Origin of the sequence: Leifsonia sp. Root1293, assembly GCF_001425325.1 — a bacterium.
Taxonomy (GTDB): Bacteria; Actinomycetota; Actinomycetes; order Actinomycetales; family Microbacteriaceae; genus Orlajensenia.
Map to the genome: position 1 here is coordinate 2,072,707 of NZ_LMEH01000001.1, position 18,339 is coordinate 2,091,045.

Genomic DNA, 18,339 nt, shown 5'->3' on the forward strand with positions numbered 1-18,339 from the left:
CAATCTATCGCATTTGCATGGTATGCGGCTGTACGAGTTTGAGATCGGGTCAATTCGTTACGCATTTCGCTTCCGGCACCCTTCTCGTCGCTCGCCCCCGGACTGGGGCGACCGCCCAGGAGCGCACCTCTGTAACGTGCATCTCAGCCATCTCTGGACCCATCACGGAGCTCCCACGCGAACGATGGGGAGCGGTCTTTCCAGGGGGATCCATGTCAGCACGTCGTCGATTGCACGCACTCGCGCCCGCGAGCCTGCTCGTCACCGGAGCACTCCTGCTCGGTTCCATCGCCTCCCCCGCCTTCGCGGTCGATGGCGACGAGCCCGCGCCCGTCCCCACGGAGCAGCAGCTGGACCCGACTCCCGCGCCGACCGAGTCGCCTGATCCGACGCCGACGGACGAACCGACCACCGAGCCGACTCCGGAACCGACCGCAGAGCCGACGCCGGAACCGACCGTGGAACCGACGCCGACGCCGGCTCCGACCGACGAACCCACCGAGGAGCCAGCTTCGGCGCCGGTGCTGGCCGTCACGACGATCGGGTCATCGGTGCTGACCCTGCCGTTCGACGACGGATACAAGGACTTCGGCCTCGTGCACATCGCGTCCGACGTGGCGACGTCTGTCGTCGTCGACGTCGTCGACACCACGACGAGTCAGGTGTTCCCCGCCATCACGCAGGAACTGGCGCTGACCGAGGAGACCGTCGGTTTCGGTGCGGAGGTGGCCATTCCGGCGTCTGCCATGCCCGCCGGCCGATACCTGGTCGTCGCCCGGACCGCGACAGAGCCCGTCGCAGCATCCACGGGAGGGCCGGTGCTCACCGTCGGCTCCGGAATCGCGAAGACCGTGGCGTTCTCCGCGTCAGCGAAGACCTTCTACCCGTACAAGGACGGCCGGTACGACTCGTTCGTCGGAAGCGTCTCCGCGAAGGACGAGACCGGTACTGCGCTCCCGATCACGGGATCGGTCGTCGCCCTCTCGGGGACGACGAAGAAGATCGTGGCGATCACCAAGACCACGGGAACCGCGAAGACGACGGTCTCCGTCGCCGGACTTCCGCTCGGCTCGGGCAGCCTGTACGCGTCAGTCAGGGGTCCGGCCGGTGCGGCGAAGGTCAGCTCATCGGTGAAGGCGACCTTCTCGTCGACCCAGATCACGTCGGTCGCTGTCGCGAAATCCCTCTCCACCGTGTACCCGGCGAAGGACGGCTACAAGGACACCGTGTCGATCACGACCAACGCGCAGGCCTCTCCGACGGGAACGCTCGCCGTCACCGGAACCGTCAAGGTCACGCTGAACGGCAAGACGATCACGAGCTGGAACCTGACGAAGTCGTCGACGACCAAGTTCACCTGGAACGGCCTCAACAACAAGAAGGTCGTGCCGGGCACCTATACGATCACGGTCTCCGAGAAGGGCCCGCAGGGCGCGACCAAGTCGGCGAGCACGACGGTGAAGGTGTCGGCGAAGAAGCTCGTGACCACGATCACCAGCAAGTGGGTCACAGCCAACACAGTCATCCCGTCGTACTGGAGGTACGACTCCTCCGACAGCGGATTCTGCGAGTACAACAAGTTCGAAGCCGTGCGATGCGTCGGATACGACAGCTACTACAACCCCAACGGCTACTCGATCATCAGCGGAGGTAGCGTCGGTGTGCCGTCCGCTGTTCGCGCCAGCAGGGTCTACTGGACTCCTCAGGTGCGCATCACGGCGGACATCGCCTCCCTCCAGGGTTCCGGCGAATGGGCCTACGGCTTCGGCGACAGCTTCAAGATCGGGAGCACCGCCAAGGGAGTTCGGAGCCTCGGGTGGCTCGGCATGAGCGGCAACCCGGCGGAGATCGAGGTGCAGGTCGGGATCAACGAGTACACCGACCAGGTGATCAACCGCTTCAGGGTGGAGTACCAGTACAAGGTGCTCAAGTAGCAGTTGGAGCGCTTGTCAAGGCGGGTGCCGCGATCAGCGGCATCCGCCTTGCTGTGTATACAGTGAGCCCGTGACCTCGACAGCCAAGAACGCGGCCCGCTCCGCGAAGGACTCCTCCGCCCTGAAGATGCTGGCACGGCTGGGGTTCGTCGTGAACGGCGTGCTCCACCTGCTCATCGGCCTGCTCGCCATCGGCGTGGCCGTCGGCAACGGCGGCGAGGCCGACCAGTCAGGAGCGCTGCAGCAGGTCTCCAGTGCCCCGGGCGGGGTGTTCCTCCTCTGGTTCATGGTGCTGGGCTTCGCTGCCCTCGGCGCATGGCAGGTCGTCGCCGCGGTGCTGCCGCCGGCCGACAAGAACACCAAGCGCGCGGTTCACGTCGTGAAGGAACTGGGGAAGGGCGTCGTCTACCTCGCCCTCGCCGGTACCGCGTTGACCTTCGCCCTGGGCGGCAGCTCGAGCAGTTCGCAGTCGAACCAGCAGTTCAGCGCCAAGGTTCTGGCCGCACCCGGCGGCGTCTTCCTGATCCTCCTGATCGGACTGATCGTCGTCGGAATCGGAGGTTACTTCGTCTTCAAGGGCGTCGCCGCCAAGTTCACCGAGGACATCGTGCCGCCGGGCGGCACGCTCGGTAAGGTCACCATGATCGTCGGTCGGGTCGGCTACATCTCCAAGGGAATCGCGCTGGGCATCGTCGGCGTGCTGTTCGGCGTCGCCGCCGTGACCCATGACTCGAGCAAGGCGACGGGACTCGACGGTGCCCTCAAGTCGCTCGTGCAGTTGCCGTTCGGTGTCGCCGTGCTCATCGCAGCGGGCATCGGGCTCATCTTCTACGCGGTGTACCTGTTCTTCCGGGCGCGGTACGCCAAGCTCTGACGCCCTCTCGACCCCGGGTATGTGAGAAGCCGACGTCCCCACGCTTCAGGCGTGGGGACGTCGGCTTCTGTTCACTCAGACGAGACCGGCTCAGACGAGAGGGTCGCTCTCCGATGTGCGCTTGGTGATGCTCTCGCCGCTGGCGGGGTCCACAGCCGAGCGGGTCGTGGAGACCGAGCTGCGACGGCGCGTGATGAGGACGATGCCGAGGATGATCCCCACGACGCCGGCGATCATGAGGATGTAGCCGATGAGGTGGAGGTCGACCCAGTCGACCTCGATGTTGAGGGCGAACGCGAGGATCGCGCCGATGACGAAGAGGACGATGCCTGATCCGAGACTCATGTGTTGTTCCTTACTGTCGAGTGCTGTCTGAGGCGTGCGAGTTTCGCAGCGGGCTCAGACGCGACGGTTTCCGCCGATGAAGCGCAGCAGGAAGACGATGGCAGCGATGACCAGGAGGACGATGCCCACCCAGAGGAGGAAGTTGAGGGACGAGACGAATCCGCCCGTGAGGAGCAGGATCACGGCGATGATCGCGATGATGATGACGAGGAGGTTCATGGTGGTCGATCCATTCAGTGGTGGTGGAGGACGGCGTCGTACCGACCCCGTCGTGATCTCACATCATGACCGCTAGTTCATTTGTCTAGCAATGCGTTGACAAACGCAGGGAAGACGTGCTTAGGACGAGTCCTTGCGTCTGTGCCCGATGCGATCGACCGTCTCCCGCATCCGTGCCAGGAAGCTCGTCACCACCACGGCCTCCTCGGGAGTGAGTTCCTGCGTCGCGTCGGCCATCTGCGCATTCGCGACGGCGAGCATCGGGCCGGTGTCCCCCTCGGCCGCCGGCGTCGGAACGACCTCGATGGACCGCCGATCGACTGAGCTCGGACGCCGCTCGACGAATCCGCCGCGTTCGAGCCTGGTCAGCAGAACACTGGTCGACGCACTCGAGATCCCGAGGTATTGGGTGATGTCCTTCGGTGCCGTCACGCGACCGGCTGCGTGATTGTCGAGCACGAAGCGGAGGGCGAGGATGTCGCTCTCCCCCAAGCCCATCGCCGCACCGGTGCGTCGCCGCATGGCGGCCTCGGCGGCCCGGTAGACCTGAAGCGCCTCGAGGACGCTGGGTGCTTCGTTCTGAGCAGACTCGACGCTCGGTCGAGCTGAATCGTCGGAAGTCGTCACTCGTCAACTGAAACGCATACTCGTTAGATTCTCTAGCGAAACGCTGCTGCTGTGAGGCAACTCACGGGTTGTCGAAGCCAGCGCGGGTTGGAACGGGCCTCCGCATCCGCTTAGGGTCGGAGGCATGAGTGCCGAGTACCCGCAACGCATCGGCCAGATTCTGGCCGGTCGCTACGAACTGACGGATGTCGTCGGTCGCGGTGGCATGGCAACCGTCTACCGTGCGCGCGACACGAACCTCGGGCGGTTCGTCGCGGTGAAGTTCTTCGCCCCGGGCACGGCCCTCGACGATGCTCGCCGGAGAGCCGAGGTCGACCTGCTGGCTCGAGTGAATCATCCGAATCTCGTCGCACTCCACGACGCCCAGCTCGCTCCGGCCGATTCGGAGGAGCCGAGCTACATCGTCATGGAACTGGTCGACGGGCCGGATCTGCGCAAGGTCCTCGACGCGGGACCCTTGTCTGGACCGGCAACGGCCCTGCTGGCGGCCGAGATCGCCGAGGCGCTCGCCGTCGTGCACGGTCAGGGCATCGTGCACCGCGACCTGAAGCCCGCGAACATCCTGCTCGCCCCGACAGGACTCCCGGAGCCGCAGTACCACGCCAGGCTCACCGATTTCGGCATCGCCCACCTCGTCGGCGCCGACCGTGTCACGACGGCGGGCACCGTCATCGGCACGGCCGCCTATCTCAGTCCGGAGCAGGCAGCGGGTGCCGAGCCCGGTGCGTCGTCCGACATCTACGCCCTGGGCCTGCTCATCCTCGAATGCCTGACGGGCATCCGCGTGTACCCGGGAACCGCGATCGAGGCGATGAGCGTGCGCGCGGCCCGAGACCCAGCCATGCCCGACGGCCTCCCGGTGGAGTGGGCGAGCCTGCTCACGCAGATGACATCACGCGATTCGAGCCTCCGCCCCACGGCGATCGACGTGGCGATCGCCGCGCGCGCGAAGGCGCCGGCCCTCGACGGATGGATGCCCCCGAAGGTCTCGAGCGCATCGCCTGAGACCGAGGCCACGGGGGCGATGCCCACCCCGACGCGCCTCCTCCCTCCCGCGACCGCGGCCACCGTGAACCTCGGGTCGACACCTCCCCCACCCGCTCCGCCCACGTCTGCGGCATCGGCGGGCGAGAGGCGCCGCCGCGGCCCGGCCCTGGCGGCAGGAGCCGTCCTGCTGGCCGGTGTCGTCGTCGCCGCGACGGTGCTGATCACGTCAGGGGTCGGCTCGCCGGACGAACCGGCGCCGACGCCCGCTGCGACCTCGGTTCCCTCGCCGGCTCCGAGCACGGATGCGCCGGCACCGGCAACCGACCCGGTGGTCGACGAGCCGGCAGAGCCCGAACCGGAGCCCGAGACGGGCAACTCCGGCAACGGCAACGGAAACGGCAACAACGGGAACGGCAACCCCGGAAAGGGCAACCCCGGCAACGACAAGAAGGACAAGGGCGGCAAGGGCAAGAAGTAGCGCGGTCGAGCCCCCGACGCCGCCTCAGGGCACGGGTCGGGTCGGCGGCATCCGTTCTTCTACTGCAGAGCCGAGGTGAGCCGAGCCACGCCATCGAGGAACGTGGCGGATGCCGGTTCCTTGTTCCACTCCTCGAGAGTGAGCCGGCGGCCGGCGTCGCGGTAGCCCTGTTCGACGGCGCGCATCTGGTCGACGAACGGGAGCCCCCGCACCAGCAGGGTCACCTCGGAGTTGAGGGCGAAGGAGCGGATGTCCATGTTGCTCGAGCCGATGACGGCGACGTCGTCGTCGATCGACAGGTGCTTCGAGTGCAGGATGAACGGCGCCGGGTAGAGCCAGATCTGCACGCCCGCTCGCAGCAGTGGCCCGTAGTAGGAGCGTTGCGCATGCCAGACCGACCCCTGGTCGCCGATCTCCGAGACGAAGAGCTGCACGTCGAGGCCGCGCTGGCAGGCCGAGGTGATGGCGTACATCATCGCCTCGTCCGGCACGAAGTACGGGCTCGTGATGATGACCTTGCGCTGCGCCGACGTGACGAGGGTGAGGAACTGGCGCAGGTTGTTCTCGCCCTCGTAGCCCGGCCCACTCGGCACGACCTGGCATACCACGGCATCCGCAGACCTGTCGGCCGGGATGTCGACGGCCCGAACGTTCGCGTCGTCTCCGAGGAGCTCGTTCGTCTCGAGGTACCAGTCGGAGATGAACACGGCGTTCGTCGCGGCGACGATCGGTCCCGTGATGCGGGTCATCAGCTCCTGCCACTGCAGACCGCGCTTCAGGTTCTTCGGAGTGTTGTAGCTCCGGTCGATGAGGTTCTGCGATCCCATGAATCCCACCACGCCGTCGACGACGACGAGCTTGCGGTGGTTGCGCAGGTCTGGCCGCTGGTATTCGCCCTTCAGGGGGCGCACGGGCAGCATCCAGCTCCAGGTCACGCCGATGCGATCGAGCTCGGCGAAGGTCTCCTTGCTGGCGACGGCCTTCCTCGATGCGACGTGATCGGCGAGGAGTCGCACGGTGACACCACGCTGAACCGCTCGCTCCATCGCGGCGAAGAACCCCTTCGTCGTCGCATCGAACGACACGATGAAGAACTCGACATGCACGAATCTCTGGGCCGTGTCGATCTCTGCCGCCATCGCCTCGATGGATGTCGTGTAGTCGCCGATGAGGGTCGCTGAGTTGCCGCCGACGGCAGGCAGCGCCCCGAGCTCCTGGTTCTGGCGCACGAGCGCGGCGAACCAGTCGGGCCACGTGGAGCGGTCGTCGACGAGGTCGATCGTCTTCGCACGCTCCTCGATCAGGTGATCGAGTTCCTTCTGCTTGTCCCGGCGCTTTTTCGGCAGCTTCGAGTTCCCGATGACGAGGAAGAGCACGATCCCGACGAAGGGGATGAGGAAGATGGCGAGCAGCCAGGCCATTGCCGCTGTCGGCTTGCGATCGCGCGGCACGATGATGAGCGCGGCGATGCGGATGGAGAAGTCGAGGATGACGAGCACGCCGCCGAGGATGGAGGCGAACTCACCGTTCATCGCTGGTGCTCTCTGCCGCTGCGGCGGCCGGTCACGGCCACATGATTCGATTCCGGTGCACTGGCGTGGAGCATGCGTCCATCTCCCTGGTGTCGGCCCGCCTCACGGGGCTTCGTCGCCGAGGTCGGGATGGTGGAAACGAGTATGGCAGTCACGGCCCGTTTCCACCGGTGTTTCGCGCGCGCCATCATCGGCACGTCACCTCAGAGGGGATAGGCCACGGCATCCGCCGGGTGGAACGCGAGCCAGACCCAGGCCCCGGAACTGAGATCGAGATCTGCGACGACCCGCGGCGTCACGTCTGCGGCCAGGTGCTCCGTGCGCACGCGGATGAGGTCGCCGCGCGTCTCGAGGTCGAGGATCACCCCGGCCACCACGGTGAGAGCCGGGTCCGTCGGCTCGGTGACGCTGACGGCGACGAGGCCGGGCCGGATCGCGACCCCGACGCGTGCCCCCTCGGGGAGCGGGTCGCCCGCCGGAGAGCTGACGTGACCGCCGGCATCCGTGTCCACGCCGTCGGCGGATGCCGTTCCCGTGAGCAGGTTCACCGCGGCGAGTCCCGCTGCGAACTGCGTCGACGGCCTGTCGAGCACCTGGCGGGTGGGGCCGATGTCGACGATGCGGCCCGCCTCGACGACGACAACCCGATCCGCCAGCGTGTAGGCGTCGAGGACGTCGTGGGTGACGATGACGGCGGTGCGATCGGCGAGCACGTCGCGCAGCATGCGACGGATGGCCGGGGCGACCGAGACGTCGAGGGCGGCGAGTGGCTCATCGAGGAGCAGCAGTCTGGGGTCGGATGCCAGTGCTCGCGCGACCGCGATGCGCTGGGCCTGTCCGCCCGAGAGCTGGCCGGGTCTGCGCTCACTCAGCTCGGCGGCGTCGACCCTGCGCAGCCAGTCGCGCGCACGGCTGTCGGCCTCCGCCCGGTGGACCCCGGCGCTCCGCGGACCGAAGGCGACATTGTCGAGCACGGTGAGGTGCGGGAACAGCAGGGCATCCTGAGCCAGCAGGGAGACGCCCCGGGCGTGCGGAGGCAACCAGCGGTTCCGGGTGCCGGTGCGAGCGCCGGCTCGCCTGCCGCCGGCTTGCGGGGATAGATCGAACAGCACCGTGTCTGCCAGCACAGCCCGCCCGGAGTCCGGCTTGAGCAAGCCCGCGATGAGGCTGAGCAGGGTCGACTTTCCCGCGCCGTTGGGGCCGAGCACGGCGACGGTCTCCCCATCGGCGATCGAGAACTCCATGTCGAAGCCGCGATCGGCGACGCTCGCGCTGAGGCTGAACGTCATGCGCTCGTCCGCCGACGGAATCCGGAGATCTCCCCTGCCTGGTGGGCGAGGCCCACGACCACGACTGCGACGACGACGAGAACGAGCGACAAGGCGACGGCGGCATCCGGATCGGTCTCACGCTGCAGGTAGATCTCGAGCGGAAGCGTGCGGGTGACGCCCTGCAGGCTGCCGGCGAAGGTGAGGGTGGCGCCGAATTCGCCGAGTGCCCTGGCGAAGGAGAGCACGGCGCCTGAGATGAGCGCCGGAAGCACCAGCGGCATCGTGATGCGGCGGAGAACCGTGGTCGGCCGGGCACCGAGCGTCGCCCCGACGGCCTCGTAGCGCGTGCCCACCGTGCGGAGCGCGCCCTCGAGGCTCAGCACGAGGAAGGGAAGGGCCACGAAGGTCTGGGCGAGCACGACGGCCGTCGTCGAGAATGCGATCGTGACTCCGAGCACCTCGAAGGTCTGGCCGAGCAGCCCCCGCCGGCCGAAGGTGTAGAGCAGCGCGATGCCTCCGACCACGGGTGGCAGCACGAGCGGAAGGAGCACCAGCGAGCGCAGCACCTTCCGGCCCCAGAACTCGACGCGGGCGAGGACCACCGCCATCGGAACACCGAGCAGGATGCAGAGAACGGTCGCGATCAGCGAAGTGCGAAGGCTCAGGAGCAGGGCGGCGACGGAGGACTCCGAGGTGATCAGGGGGATGAACTGCGCCCAGTCGACCCGCAGGATCATGGCGGCCAAGGGCAGCACGACGAAGGCGGCGCCGATGACGGCGACGACGACGACCCATCCGGGAATGCCGGCGTAGGAGGTCCTTCGACGAGGCGTCATCGGTTCGACTCGGGCTGCCCGAACCCTGCCGAGTCGAGAACCCGCCGACCGATGTCGCCAGTGACGTAGTCGACGAACGCCTGGGCGAGGTCGGGCGTCTTCGAGGACGTGATCGGGGCGATCGGGTAGGTGTTCACCGCCTCCGCAGCCTCGGGGAATGCGACTCCCTGCACGGCATCGCCTGCGGCGATCACGTCGGTCACGTAGACCAGCCCGGCGTCGGCCTCGCCCGAGGTGACCTTGCCCAGAACATCCGTCACCGACGACTCCTCACTGACCGGAGCCAGGCTGACGCCGGCCGCCCGCTCGACGGCGACAGCCGCCGCGCCGCAGGGCACCTGGGGAGCGCAGATGACGGTCTTCACACCCGGTTCCGCCAGATCGGCGAGAGACGCGATGCCGGCCGGGTTGGACGGCGGCACGACGATCTGCAGGGTGTTCGATGCGAAGTCCATCGGGGAGCCCGGCTCGACGATGGCAGCGTCGGTGAGCTTGGTCATGTTCTTCTCGTCGGCCGACGCGAAGACATCGGCCGGTGCGCCCTCGGTGATCTGCGTGACGAGGTCGGATGATCCGGCGAAGTTCAGCGCCACGCTGGCAGCGGGGTTCGCCTTCTCGAATTCGGCAGCGAGTTCGGTGAAGGACGCCGTGAGAGACGCGGCGGCGAAGACGGTGATCGAGCCCGTGGATGCGGCACCAGAAGGCGCGCTCCCCGTCCCCGCGCCCGGCGCACCGTCACCGTCTGAGGCGCTGGGCGAGCATCCGGCGAGCGCGACGGCTGTGAGCACGACGACTGCCGCAACGCCGACGGTACGGATGCGATCGACCATGCACGCGCTCGAGCTCATGCGTGCACCGCGCCTGCCGGGGTCTCGATCATCACCGTCGTGGCCTTGACGACGGCGATGGCGACCGAGCCGAGCTCCAGGCCGAGGTCGCGCACGGCCTCGCTGCTCATCAGTGAGACGATGCGATGCGGACCGCACTGCAGCTCGACCTGGGCCATGACCCTGTCCATCGTGATCTCGGTCACGAGGCCGACGAGATGATTGCGCGCGGAGCGACCGATCTCCGAGGGGTCGACAGGCAGAACAGCGTTCTTGCGCGCCAGCCTCGCGAGAGTCAGTCCGTCGACGACACTCCGGCCCGAGGCATCCTTGGTGCTGTCCAGCAGGCCGTTGTCGATCCAGCGGCGCACGGTGTCATCGCTGACGCCGAGAAAGCTTGCGGCATCCTTGATCCGAATCTGCGACATGACAGCAATGCTATGCCCGCGGATGCGGAAATAGACCCTCGATCACGCAGCCAGATGGAAAGTGGAGGCGAAACGATCGAGCAGGTCACGGCGACCGTGCAGCACTTCGACCGCCCCGGTGGCGATCGCGCGTTCCGGTGCGAGTTCGCCTGAGATGAGGTGGCGGATGTGATGGTTCGCTGCGAAGGCGAGGTCGGCGGGGCCACCCCCGCGTGTCACATCGAGCGATGAGCCGTCTACCTGGATGAGCAACTCGGCGGCGCCGAAACTGGCCGCATACGAGGTCGGCGGCAGGCTCACCGCCACCTGCGGTCTGAAGGCCGTGCGCAGGTCGATCGTCATCGAGTCGGGCGTGATGATCTGCTCCTGGCGCGGCTCCTCCATCGCCTTGAACCCCCATGCGCCGAGGGCGAGCACGACCGGCTCGAGCTCACGGCCATACGGGGTGAGCTCGTAGACGATGACTCGGGAGTGTGGCACTCGACGCAGGACGCCGGCCGCCTGCAACTCCTTCAGCCGGGTGGCCAGGATGTTGCTCGGGATGCGCGGGAGACCGCCGGCGAGCTCTCCGTAGCGGCGTGGTCCGACGAGCAGATCGCGCACGATGAGCAGGGCCCAGCGCTCGCCCACGAGCTCGAGCGCTCGCGTGATGCCGCCGTACTGGCCGTAATCGCGCGCTGCCACGCCTCAGGCCTGCTGGTTCGCCATGGCCCCTGGACCCTGCTCGGCGGCGACCGGGTCCATCCAGCCGAACTCGAGGATGTTGCCGTCGGGGTCGTTCAGCTGACGCTGGTACATGAAGCCGTAGTCCGAGGCGTCGTGGGGTTCGACCCCACCGGCGGCGATGCCTGCGGCGATGGCTGTGTCAACGGCTTCCCTGGTATCGACGAAGATGGCGGTCGAGACCGAGGGGCTCACGGCTGGGTCGCCGAGCGGGAGTTCGGTGAAGGTCTGGAAGAACTCGCGCACCAGCAGCATGACGTAGCTGTGGTCCTCCTCCACGATGACGCAGGCGGCATTGTGGTCGGTGAAGGCAGGGTTCAACGGGAAGCCGATCGCCGTATAGAACGTCTTCGCACGCTCCAGGTCGGTCACCGGCAGATTGACGAACATCGCAGTCATCATGGACTCCCTCTTCGTGGTCCCGTCTGGGGACGAATTCAACACTTGCAAAAAACAAGTGGTTCGTCAAGGGGCCGGCTCGAGTTCGCAGTCCGAACGCACGACCAGGCGTCCCGGTCGTGCGTTCAGTCGAGGTTGTCGGTCCGTCTCAGCCCGCCGGGCTCACGAGGACGACGTCAGCGGACCTCGTGACCGTCAGTGACGTGTCCAAGGGCAGGGCTTTCCAGGCCGTCGCCGAACAGAAGTCGACCTTGTCGCGCGGGATCTCCGCAGAGGAGGTGACCTCCTCGTCGCCGACGATGGCGATGGTCTGTCGATCATCACGGGTGGAGTAGTCGGGGGCGCCGGGCCATGTGAACCCCAGGCGATCGGTGATGGACTCGACGGACTCGTAGGGGCAGACGACCAGGAATGCGGACCCATCGATCCCCCTCACGCTGGACAGCGCGATGCTGTCGTCCGCCCCTTCGAGTGCGGTGGTCAGCTCCGATTCCCACGACGGGGCGATCGCACATCCGGCGAGCAGGAAGGACGACGCGGCGATGGCGACCGCCCGTGGGAGATTCTTCATCGACGCATCAGAGCTCGACGCGGAGCGCGCTCTCGGCGGCACCGTCGATCACGTCTGAGACCACTCCGGCCTGCGTCAGGTACACCGCGTGGCTACCTGGCGTGGTGGTGACCTTCGCGCCGGCCCGATGCGCCATGTGCTGCAGCATCGCCTGGTCGAATGCCCTGTCCTCTGTGGCGATCACGGCCCAGCTGGGCTTGTCGTGCCACGCCGCCCTCGTGACAGCGGCCCCGAAGACGGCCATGTTCACCGGAACCTGCGAGTCGCGCAGGAACTCGGCGTCGGACTCACTGGCGTCGGCCGCGAAGCCGACCGCGAACTTCTCGTGATCGAGGAAACCGAACCCGTCATCACCGATGTCGATGACGAAGTCCGGAGTCGCGGCGAACCCCTCGTACTGCTGGCCCGAGGTCTCGCCCGTGTCGGGAATGAGCGCGGCTACATAGACCAGGCCGGCCACGTTGTCGTGCGATCCGGCCTCGGTGATGACCGTGCCGCCCCAGGAGTGCCCGACCAGGATGGCGGGTCCGTCGAGCTTGTCCAGGACCCGGTTGGTCGCGGCAACGTCATCGTCGAATGACGTGAGCGGATTCTGCACGATCGTCACCCTGTACCCGCGCTTGGTCAGGTTGTCGTAGACCCCTCGCCAGCCCGAGCCGTCCGCGAAAGCTCCGTGAACGAGCACAACATTCTTGATTCCGTTTCGGGACATCGCGTTCTCCTTGTCTGGCCCCGCCGGTCACGGAGAGGCTGCTCATGGGCGCATCGTGCGCTTGTGATGTGTAACATATTGCATTCAATGATCTATTCCAAGGGTTCGACGATTTGCGCATGCGTCCACGCCGTGCGCAACATATTGCATGCCGATTCCTTCTGACAGCGCCGGAGTGGGTCGCTCGCTCCTGCGAGACGACGTCTACAGGCGACTTCGCGATGCGATCGTCGATGGAACTTTCACGCCGGGCGAGCAGTTGAAGGATGGCGAACTGGCGGCTTGGCTCGGGGTGAGCCGCACGCCCATCCGAGAAGCCCTGCTCCGTCTCGGCAACAGCGGACTGGTCGTTGCACTGCCTGGCCGGTCGACGACCGTGAGCGCCATCAACGCTGCGGCCGTTCGAGATGCGCGCGACGTCATAGCGGCGATGCACTCGCTCGCGGTGCGTGAGATGGCCGGGCGGCTTCCCGACGACGACGTGAAGCGGATGCGGGAGGCGAACAGGCGATTCGTCAAGGCAACCAAGGCAGGCGATGTCGGAGCAGCCCTGGATGCCGATGAAGAGCTGCACAACATCCCGGTGGCCGCGCTCGGCAATGGCGCTCTGGCATCAGTGATCGAGCACTTCGGTCCGCTCGTGCGCCGAGCGGAACGCACTCGCTTCAGCGGCGACGGGAACACGTCGGGCGAGGCCCACGAACAACTGATCGATCTGCTCGAGTCCGGCGACGCCGAGCGAGCAGCGGCGGTCGCGTTCGATATCTGGCACAGCCTTCCCGCTGAGGATGGCGCCGACGAGCAGTAACTCGGTCTCGTGAGGGCGCGCGGCGCGCTCTGTTGCCAGCCCGCCACTGCGCTGTACGCTCCGGAATGGACAGCGTGCTCGCCGCAGGATGCGCTGGGTCCACTGGAGGCCTTCGGTGAGTCAACCCACGTCGCTCGTTCGCGTTCTCCGCCATCCGATCGCGGATGCCGAGGCTCGCGAGTCGTCCGCCCTTCTGGTCGGTGCAGTCACCTTCGTCGCCGGTCTGGTGCCCGCGCTCGTTCTCTTCTGGGGGCGTGAGCTGGCGATCTCCGGGCGAGGCTCATTCGGGGACTTCGCTGCGATCGGCTCGGCGGTCGCAGCGGCCCTTGCCTTCCTCTACGGCTGCATCCTCAGGAGACGGCAACAGGGACCGGCCACCACCTGGCGCCGGCTCCGCTGGTTCGACGTGGCTGCACTGTGTCTGGCCCACGCCATCATCGCCCTGCTCGGGTGGATCGGTCTCGCGTCGGTGTTCAGTATCGGTTTCGAGGGGGCATCCCTCTACGCCACGTCTGCCGCCGTGCTCGCCGCAGCCCTCATGGCGATCACGGCATACGCTGCCTTCCTGTCGGCCGTCAACCTCACGCCGATGCTCCTGTCGCTCCTCCTGGCGGTGTTCCTCGTCGTCGGAGCCCTGGCGAGCATGCTGAGCGCGAGTGATCCGCTGTGGTGGGAGAAGAATCTGAGCACCCTGGGCATTTCCGACGACATCTCGGCGCTGACCTTCAACGTCACGCTCATCATCGCGGGCGTGATGATGACGACGATCTCGCACTACGCGACGGCGTGGCTGCCGACGTCGACGCGGGCCGAGATCCGAGGGCGGAACCTGGTTCGGCTCGCGTTGATCCTCATGGGGATCCTCCTGGCCTGCGTCGGCCTGTTCCCGGTCGACGAGAACCTCCAGATCCACAACATCTCCGCCACCGGCATGGCGATCATCTACGTGGTGATGGCGCTCTCGCTTCGAGCTCTGATCCCGTCGATGCCACGGGTGTTCCTTCTTCTCGGCTACATCTTCGTCGCGGTGATCGTCGTGCTGGCGATCTTCTTCATCACCGGGTACTACAACCTGACGGCGGTGGAACTCATCGCGTTCGTGCTGATCTTCGCCTGGGTGATCGTCTTCCTTCGCAGCACGGGCTCGATCGCGCCCGCGAGTTCGACAGAGATCCGTCGCTAGCCACCGCCGAGTCGGCAGCTCTAGACTGCCGCCAGACGGCGGATCAGAACCTGCCAGCCGGCAACGACGCCGCTGCATGAGACGGGAGCTCACCATGGCCGATCAGAACTACGTCGCGATCGCTGCACAGTACGCGGACACGGATGGGGCGGTGGCCGACTTCGACCGCATCCGGGCGCATTTCGCGGAAACGCCGAAGAAGGAGTCGTTCGACGCGGCTGTGATCAGTCGCGAGCTGGACGGGAAGATCTCCATCGTCAAGCGCGACGACGGCGGAAAGCATCACGGCACGAAGAAGGGACTGACGATCGGTCTGGCGACCGGCTTGGCCGTTGCTCTCTTCCCCGCCGTCGCCTTGGGCGGCGCGCTGGTCGTGGCCGGGGGATCCGGTGCCGGAATCGGAGCCATCGCGGGGCACATCGGACGCAAGACTCCGACGCGGGACCTGGAATCGATCAGCGAGACGCTGGATGCTGGCAGCGGCGGAATCGTGCTCGTCCTCGAGCCGGAGGACGTGGACGGCGTGGAGGGACTCCTGGCCGGTGCGACGAAGGTGACGAAGAAGGACCTGAGCGTCGACGACAAGGAACTCGACGAGGAAGTGGATGAGGCCTACGAGTAGGTCCTGAGCCGTTCCCGACCTCAGGCATCCTGGCTGGAGCGATCGGATGCGGCCTCTCGGGTAGAGCGGATGCGCTTCCAGATGAGGTCGACGAGCACGGCGAGCACGAGTATCGCCACGAGGGCGATCGCGGTTGCGGGCTCGTTCACGAGTGTCGTGGTGCAGAAGACGATGAAGGTGCCCAGAGTGGCGATGAGCGCGACGATGAGCACGACGATGCTCGCACCCGTCTCGCGGTAGAGCCGGAAGTGCCCGACGGTCACGGTCGAGAAGACGAGCAGGGCCACGGCGCTGCCGATCGAGGCGATGCTGGTGAGGTCGAACCAGACGACGAGAACTCCGGCGAAGACGCCCATGACGATCAGGCCAACGGGGAATCGTGCGATCGAGCGACTGAACACCGGCGGGAACTGACCGATCGACGCGAGATGGCGCGTCATTCCGATCGACGGATAGAGTCCGGCGTTGACCGCACCGGTGGTCGACAGCAACGCGGTGATCACCATCAGCACGTAGCCGGCCTGCCCGAGGGTCGGCTTCGCCGCCTCGGCGATCGCCGTCGCGCCGTACTCCACCACTTGGTCGGCGGTCAGGGTGCCGAACACTCCGAGTGATACCGCGACGTAGACGGTCGTGGCGATGGCCAACGCGAAGTAGATGGCGCGCGGAAGTTGTCGCTTCGGGTTCGGGAGGTCTTTCGCGGTGAAGGTGATCACACCGAACCCGAGGAACGCGAAGAATGTGAGGGCGACGCTCGCGATGATCTGCTGCAGCCCCGGGTAGTCCGCCGGCGCCAGCAGCGCGGGGTCGAGGTTCACGATGGTGACGGCCGCGAACACCACCAGGATCGCCAGTACGACGGTGACGAGGATCGACTGCACCTTGGCCACGGCCGTGGACCCGACGGCGTTGAGGCAGCTCATCACCACGATCAATGCCACACCGAGAACCTTCGCCCAGCCTGCGTCACCGCCGGCAACGACGGAGCTGGCGTAGCCGCCGAAGGACGACGCGATCATCGCCACGACGATCGAGCCGGCTGTGAAGAACAACCACGCACCGATGCCGGCGATGTGACCCTCTCCGAATCCCTTCGACAGGTATGTCAGAAGGCCACCACCAGATGGGTACGTCGTACCGAGCTTGGCGAAGGAGTATCCCTGCAGTCCCGCGATCGCACCCGCGATCAGGAACGACAACCACACGGCCGAACCGGCGACGGCGCCAGCCGCTCCGAGGAGCGCGAAGATGCCGGCACCCACCATCGAACCGACACCGATGAAGGTCGCCTGGAGCACAGTCATGCGTTTCTGGGTGTCAGCGGCCACGGCCCCTCCCTCGACGTCGCCCATGATGCTCCTGCGATCTTCACTCTGCAAGAGACGGCCGGAAATCGCATCTGATTTGGCTCTTCCCTTCGGTGCCTGTTTGGGTGCACTCTGATGCCAGCAGGTTCACTGCCTCCACCCAAGCGCAGTGGCCGTTGAAGCAGGGGGCCGTCATGGACGCCGTGTTGATCATTCTGCAAGCCGTCGTCGTCATCGGTGCGATCGCCATGGGCGTGCGCACGGGTGGTCTGGGACTGGGACTCTGGGGTGTCGTCGGCACCGTGATCCTGGTGTTCGGTTTCCATCTGCCGCCGGGGTCGATCCCCGTCGATGCGTTCTTCATCATCATCGCCGTGATCACCGCGTCGTCTGCCATGCAGGCAGCCGGCGGCATCGACTACCTCGTGTCGATCGCCTCGAAGATCATCCAGCGCAACCCGAAGAGGCTCACGTACGTGGCGCCGATCGTCGCGTTCGTGTTCACCGTTCTCTCCGGAACGTCGAACATCTTCCTGGCCCTCATCCCCGTCATCTACGAGACGTCGTATCGGAACGGGCAACGCCCCGAGCGCGCCCTGGCCGCATCGACGGTGACCTCCGGTCTGGGAATCACGGCGAGCCCCGTCTCCGCAGCGATGGCCGCCTACATCGTCCTGATGGACGGCACCGGATACGGCCTCCCGCAGATCCTGCTCATCACCATTCCCGCGGCCATCGTCGCGTGCATCGTCACGTCGTTCGTGCAGCAGCGCATCGGCAAGGATCTGCTCGACGACCCGGTGTACCTCAAGCGCGTCGAGGCTGGCACTGTCGAGATGCCGGCCGCATTGGCCGCACGGTATGAGGCCAGGGTCACGGCCGGGTCCGCCGCTTCAGGGACCACGACGACCACTGCCGCACCTGCCGGGCGCCACGGGTCCGGCACGGTCGAGGCGGCGGCCGCGCCGCCGGCGCGAATCGAGCATCCCGTGCCACCCGGGGGCGCGATCTCCGCCTGGATCTTCGTCTCGGGAACGATGTTGATCGTGCTGTTCGGCCTGTTCCCTGGACTGCGGCCGGCATTCCCCGACGAGGAGGGCGAACTGGCGCCCATCAGCATGACGACGGTGATCGAGATGATCATGTTCACCGTGGCCCTGGTCATCATCCTCGCCCGTCGAGTGAAGCCGAGTGTCGTCGTGGAGCAGCCGCTACTCAAGGCCGGATTCGTGGCCGCAGTGGCCCTGTTCGGAATCGCGTGGATGGCCGACACCTTCATCTCCGCGAATGAGGAGACGATCATCGAGCCGCTCGGCGCGATGATCGAGGCCAATCCTCTGCTGCTCGCCGTCGCACTCTTCCTGGTCTGCGGTCTCACGACGAGCCAGTCGGCCACCACCAACACCCTCATCCCCATCGCGCTGGCCGCGGGGCTCGCACCGGGAATCATCACGGCGATGTGGCCATCCCTCATCGGTGTCTGGCTGTTCCCGGCGAACGGTTCCCAGATCGCATCGGTCGAGACCGACCTCACCGGATCGACGAAGCTCACCCAGGTGCCCGTCTGGCATTCGTTCACCATCCCGATGCTCGTGTCGTGGGTTGCCGTCGTACTGGCAGGTCTCCTCATCCAGCTCGTCGTGCCCGCCTGATCCT

General features: G+C 66.5%; 20 protein-coding genes. 7 read left to right on the forward strand and 13 right to left on the reverse strand.

The window, feature by feature from the left end; translation table 11 throughout:
• The first annotated feature begins 212 nt into the window (after positions 1-212).
• Complete coding sequence (locus tag ASC59_RS17500; RefSeq protein ID WP_055821517.1) at positions 213-1,934, forward strand: hypothetical protein; 1,722 nt, start codon at positions 213-215, stop codon at positions 1,932-1,934.
• 70 nt (positions 1,935-2,004) lie between these two features.
• Positions 2,005-2,808, forward strand: a complete 804-nt coding sequence (locus ASC59_RS09850; RefSeq protein ID WP_235492649.1) for a DUF1206 domain-containing protein — start codon at positions 2,005-2,007, stop codon at positions 2,806-2,808.
• A gap of 90 nt (positions 2,809-2,898) precedes the next feature.
• On the opposite strand, the gene ASC59_RS09855 is transcribed toward ASC59_RS09850, so the two are convergent.
• The 3 genes from ASC59_RS09855 to ASC59_RS09860 all read right to left on the reverse strand — a co-directional run bounded on the left by ASC59_RS09855 (position 2,899) and on the right by ASC59_RS09860 (position 3,999).
• Positions 2,899-3,153 (reverse strand): DUF6458 family protein, encoded by a 255-nt coding sequence (locus ASC59_RS09855; RefSeq protein WP_055821519.1) that lies wholly within the window; start codon positions 3,151-3,153, stop codon positions 2,899-2,901.
• Between the two features lie 54 nt (positions 3,154-3,207).
• Positions 3,208-3,372: a hypothetical protein gene (locus tag ASC59_RS17505; protein WP_200942358.1), complete on the reverse strand. Its 165-nt coding sequence runs from the start codon at positions 3,370-3,372 to the stop codon at positions 3,208-3,210.
• Between the two features lie 120 nt (positions 3,373-3,492).
• The gene (locus tag ASC59_RS09860; protein WP_055821522.1) at positions 3,493-3,999 is read right to left on the reverse strand and encodes a MarR family winged helix-turn-helix transcriptional regulator; all 507 of its coding nucleotides are present in this window, start codon (positions 3,997-3,999) and stop codon (positions 3,493-3,495) included.
• Positions 4,000-4,123: 124 nt separating this feature from the next.
• Between ASC59_RS09860 and ASC59_RS09865 the strand changes: the two genes are divergently transcribed.
• Positions 4,124-5,464 (forward strand): serine/threonine-protein kinase, encoded by a 1,341-nt coding sequence (locus ASC59_RS09865; RefSeq protein WP_055821525.1) that lies wholly within the window; start codon positions 4,124-4,126, stop codon positions 5,462-5,464.
• Between the two features lie 59 nt (positions 5,465-5,523).
• Here ASC59_RS09865 and cls read toward each other — a convergent pair whose 3' ends face one another.
• The 9 genes from cls to ASC59_RS09910 all read right to left on the reverse strand — a co-directional run bounded on the left by cls (position 5,524) and on the right by ASC59_RS09910 (position 12,763).
• Entirely contained in the window at positions 5,524-6,996 is a 1,473-nt protein-coding gene (gene cls / locus ASC59_RS09870; protein WP_055821526.1) for a cardiolipin synthase, read from the reverse strand.
• A gap of 203 nt (positions 6,997-7,199) precedes the next feature.
• Positions 7,200-8,285: a sulfate/molybdate ABC transporter ATP-binding protein gene (locus ASC59_RS09875; RefSeq protein WP_055821529.1), complete on the reverse strand. Its 1,086-nt coding sequence runs from the start codon at positions 8,283-8,285 to the stop codon at positions 7,200-7,202.
• Complete coding sequence (locus ASC59_RS09880) at positions 8,282-9,103, reverse strand: ABC transporter permease (RefSeq protein ID WP_055821532.1); 822 nt, start codon at positions 9,101-9,103, stop codon at positions 8,282-8,284. The genes ASC59_RS09875 and ASC59_RS09880 overlap by 4 nt, the downstream gene beginning before the upstream one ends.
• Positions 9,100-9,933: a molybdate ABC transporter substrate-binding protein gene (modA, locus tag ASC59_RS09885; protein WP_055821535.1), complete on the reverse strand. Its 834-nt coding sequence runs from the start codon at positions 9,931-9,933 to the stop codon at positions 9,100-9,102. Before modA ends, ASC59_RS09880 begins: the two co-directional genes overlap by 4 nt.
• A 14-nt stretch (positions 9,934-9,947) precedes the next feature.
• Positions 9,948-10,358 (reverse strand): TOBE domain-containing protein, encoded by a 411-nt coding sequence (locus ASC59_RS09890; protein WP_055821538.1) that lies wholly within the window; start codon positions 10,356-10,358, stop codon positions 9,948-9,950.
• 42 nt (positions 10,359-10,400) lie between these two features.
• The gene (locus tag ASC59_RS09895; RefSeq protein ID WP_055821541.1) at positions 10,401-11,042 is read right to left on the reverse strand and encodes a winged helix-turn-helix transcriptional regulator; all 642 of its coding nucleotides are present in this window, start codon (positions 11,040-11,042) and stop codon (positions 10,401-10,403) included.
• Between the two features lie 3 nt (positions 11,043-11,045).
• Positions 11,046-11,480 (reverse strand): VOC family protein, encoded by a 435-nt coding sequence (locus tag ASC59_RS09900; RefSeq protein WP_055823153.1) that lies wholly within the window; start codon positions 11,478-11,480, stop codon positions 11,046-11,048.
• 148 nt (positions 11,481-11,628) lie between these two features.
• Positions 11,629-12,051 carry a hypothetical protein gene (locus tag ASC59_RS09905; RefSeq protein WP_055821545.1) on the reverse strand — a complete coding sequence of 141 codons (423 nt, stop codon included), beginning with the start codon at positions 12,049-12,051 and terminating at the stop codon, positions 11,629-11,631.
• Between the two features lie 7 nt (positions 12,052-12,058).
• Positions 12,059-12,763 carry an alpha/beta fold hydrolase gene (locus ASC59_RS09910; RefSeq protein ID WP_055821548.1) on the reverse strand — a complete coding sequence of 235 codons (705 nt, stop codon included), beginning with the start codon at positions 12,761-12,763 and terminating at the stop codon, positions 12,059-12,061.
• A gap of 148 nt (positions 12,764-12,911) precedes the next feature.
• Between ASC59_RS09910 and ASC59_RS09915 the strand changes: the two genes are divergently transcribed.
• The 3 genes from ASC59_RS09915 to ASC59_RS09925 all read left to right on the forward strand — a co-directional run bounded on the left by ASC59_RS09915 (position 12,912) and on the right by ASC59_RS09925 (position 15,376).
• A complete protein-coding gene (locus tag ASC59_RS09915) occupies positions 12,912-13,571 on the forward strand; it encodes a GntR family transcriptional regulator (RefSeq protein ID WP_055821549.1) in 660 nt (219 codons plus the stop codon).
• 115 nt (positions 13,572-13,686) lie between these two features.
• Complete coding sequence (locus tag ASC59_RS09920; protein ID WP_082513513.1) at positions 13,687-14,754, forward strand: DUF998 domain-containing protein; 1,068 nt, start codon at positions 13,687-13,689, stop codon at positions 14,752-14,754.
• 94 nt (positions 14,755-14,848) lie between these two features.
• Complete coding sequence (locus ASC59_RS09925; RefSeq protein ID WP_055821555.1) at positions 14,849-15,376, forward strand: hypothetical protein; 528 nt, start codon at positions 14,849-14,851, stop codon at positions 15,374-15,376.
• A 20-nt stretch (positions 15,377-15,396) separates the two neighbouring features.
• Here the strand turns inward: ASC59_RS09925 and ASC59_RS09930 are convergent, their stop codons facing one another.
• Positions 15,397-16,728, reverse strand: coding sequence for an APC family permease (locus ASC59_RS09930; RefSeq protein ID WP_055821558.1), 1,332 nt, complete (start codon positions 16,726-16,728; stop codon positions 15,397-15,399).
• Between the two features lie 149 nt (positions 16,729-16,877).
• Here ASC59_RS09930 and ASC59_RS09935 point away from each other — a divergent pair, with 149 nt between their 5' ends.
• Positions 16,878-18,335, forward strand: coding sequence for an SLC13 family permease (locus tag ASC59_RS09935; RefSeq protein WP_055821560.1), 1,458 nt, complete (start codon positions 16,878-16,880; stop codon positions 18,333-18,335).
• Positions 18,336-18,339 lie beyond the last annotated feature (4 nt).

What these genes read in the sequence shown, in the direction of transcription:
- cls (WP_055821526.1), bottom strand. Translation starts at nt 6,996, where the DNA reads ATGAACGGTGAGTTCGCCTCCATCCTCGGCGGCGTGCTCGTCATCCTC.
- ASC59_RS09930 (WP_055821558.1), bottom strand. Translation starts at nt 16,728, where the DNA reads ATGGGCGACGTCGAGGGAGGGGCCGTGGCCGCTGACACCCAGAAACGC.
- ASC59_RS09865 (WP_055821525.1), top strand. Translation starts at nt 4,124, where the DNA reads ATGAGTGCCGAGTACCCGCAACGCATCGGCCAGATTCTGGCCGGTCGC.
- ASC59_RS09880 (WP_055821532.1), bottom strand. Translation starts at nt 9,103, where the DNA reads ATGACGCCTCGTCGAAGGACCTCCTACGCCGGCATTCCCGGATGGGTC.
- ASC59_RS09915 (WP_055821549.1), top strand. Translation starts at nt 12,912, where the DNA reads ATGCCGATTCCTTCTGACAGCGCCGGAGTGGGTCGCTCGCTCCTGCGA.
- ASC59_RS09900 (WP_055823153.1), bottom strand. Translation starts at nt 11,480, where the DNA reads ATGACTGCGATGTTCGTCAATCTGCCGGTGACCGACCTGGAGCGTGCG.
- ASC59_RS09905 (WP_055821545.1), bottom strand. Translation starts at nt 12,051, where the DNA reads ATGAAGAATCTCCCACGGGCGGTCGCCATCGCCGCGTCGTCCTTCCTG.
- ASC59_RS09910 (WP_055821548.1), bottom strand. Translation starts at nt 12,763, where the DNA reads ATGTCCCGAAACGGAATCAAGAATGTTGTGCTCGTTCACGGAGCTTTC.
- ASC59_RS09925 (WP_055821555.1), top strand. Translation starts at nt 14,849, where the DNA reads ATGGCCGATCAGAACTACGTCGCGATCGCTGCACAGTACGCGGACACG.
- ASC59_RS09875 (WP_055821529.1), bottom strand. Translation starts at nt 8,285, where the DNA reads ATGACGTTCAGCCTCAGCGCGAGCGTCGCCGATCGCGGCTTCGACATG.
- ASC59_RS09855 (WP_055821519.1), bottom strand. Translation starts at nt 3,153, where the DNA reads ATGAGTCTCGGATCAGGCATCGTCCTCTTCGTCATCGGCGCGATCCTC.
- ASC59_RS17505 (WP_200942358.1), bottom strand. Translation starts at nt 3,372, where the DNA reads ATGAACCTCCTCGTCATCATCATCGCGATCATCGCCGTGATCCTGCTC.
- modA (WP_055821535.1), bottom strand. Translation starts at nt 9,933, where the DNA reads ATGGTCGATCGCATCCGTACCGTCGGCGTTGCGGCAGTCGTCGTGCTC.
- ASC59_RS09890 (WP_055821538.1), bottom strand. Translation starts at nt 10,358, where the DNA reads ATGTCGCAGATTCGGATCAAGGATGCCGCAAGCTTTCTCGGCGTCAGC.
- ASC59_RS09935 (WP_055821560.1), top strand. Translation starts at nt 16,878, where the DNA reads ATGGACGCCGTGTTGATCATTCTGCAAGCCGTCGTCGTCATCGGTGCG.
- ASC59_RS17500 (WP_055821517.1), top strand. Translation starts at nt 213, where the DNA reads ATGTCAGCACGTCGTCGATTGCACGCACTCGCGCCCGCGAGCCTGCTC.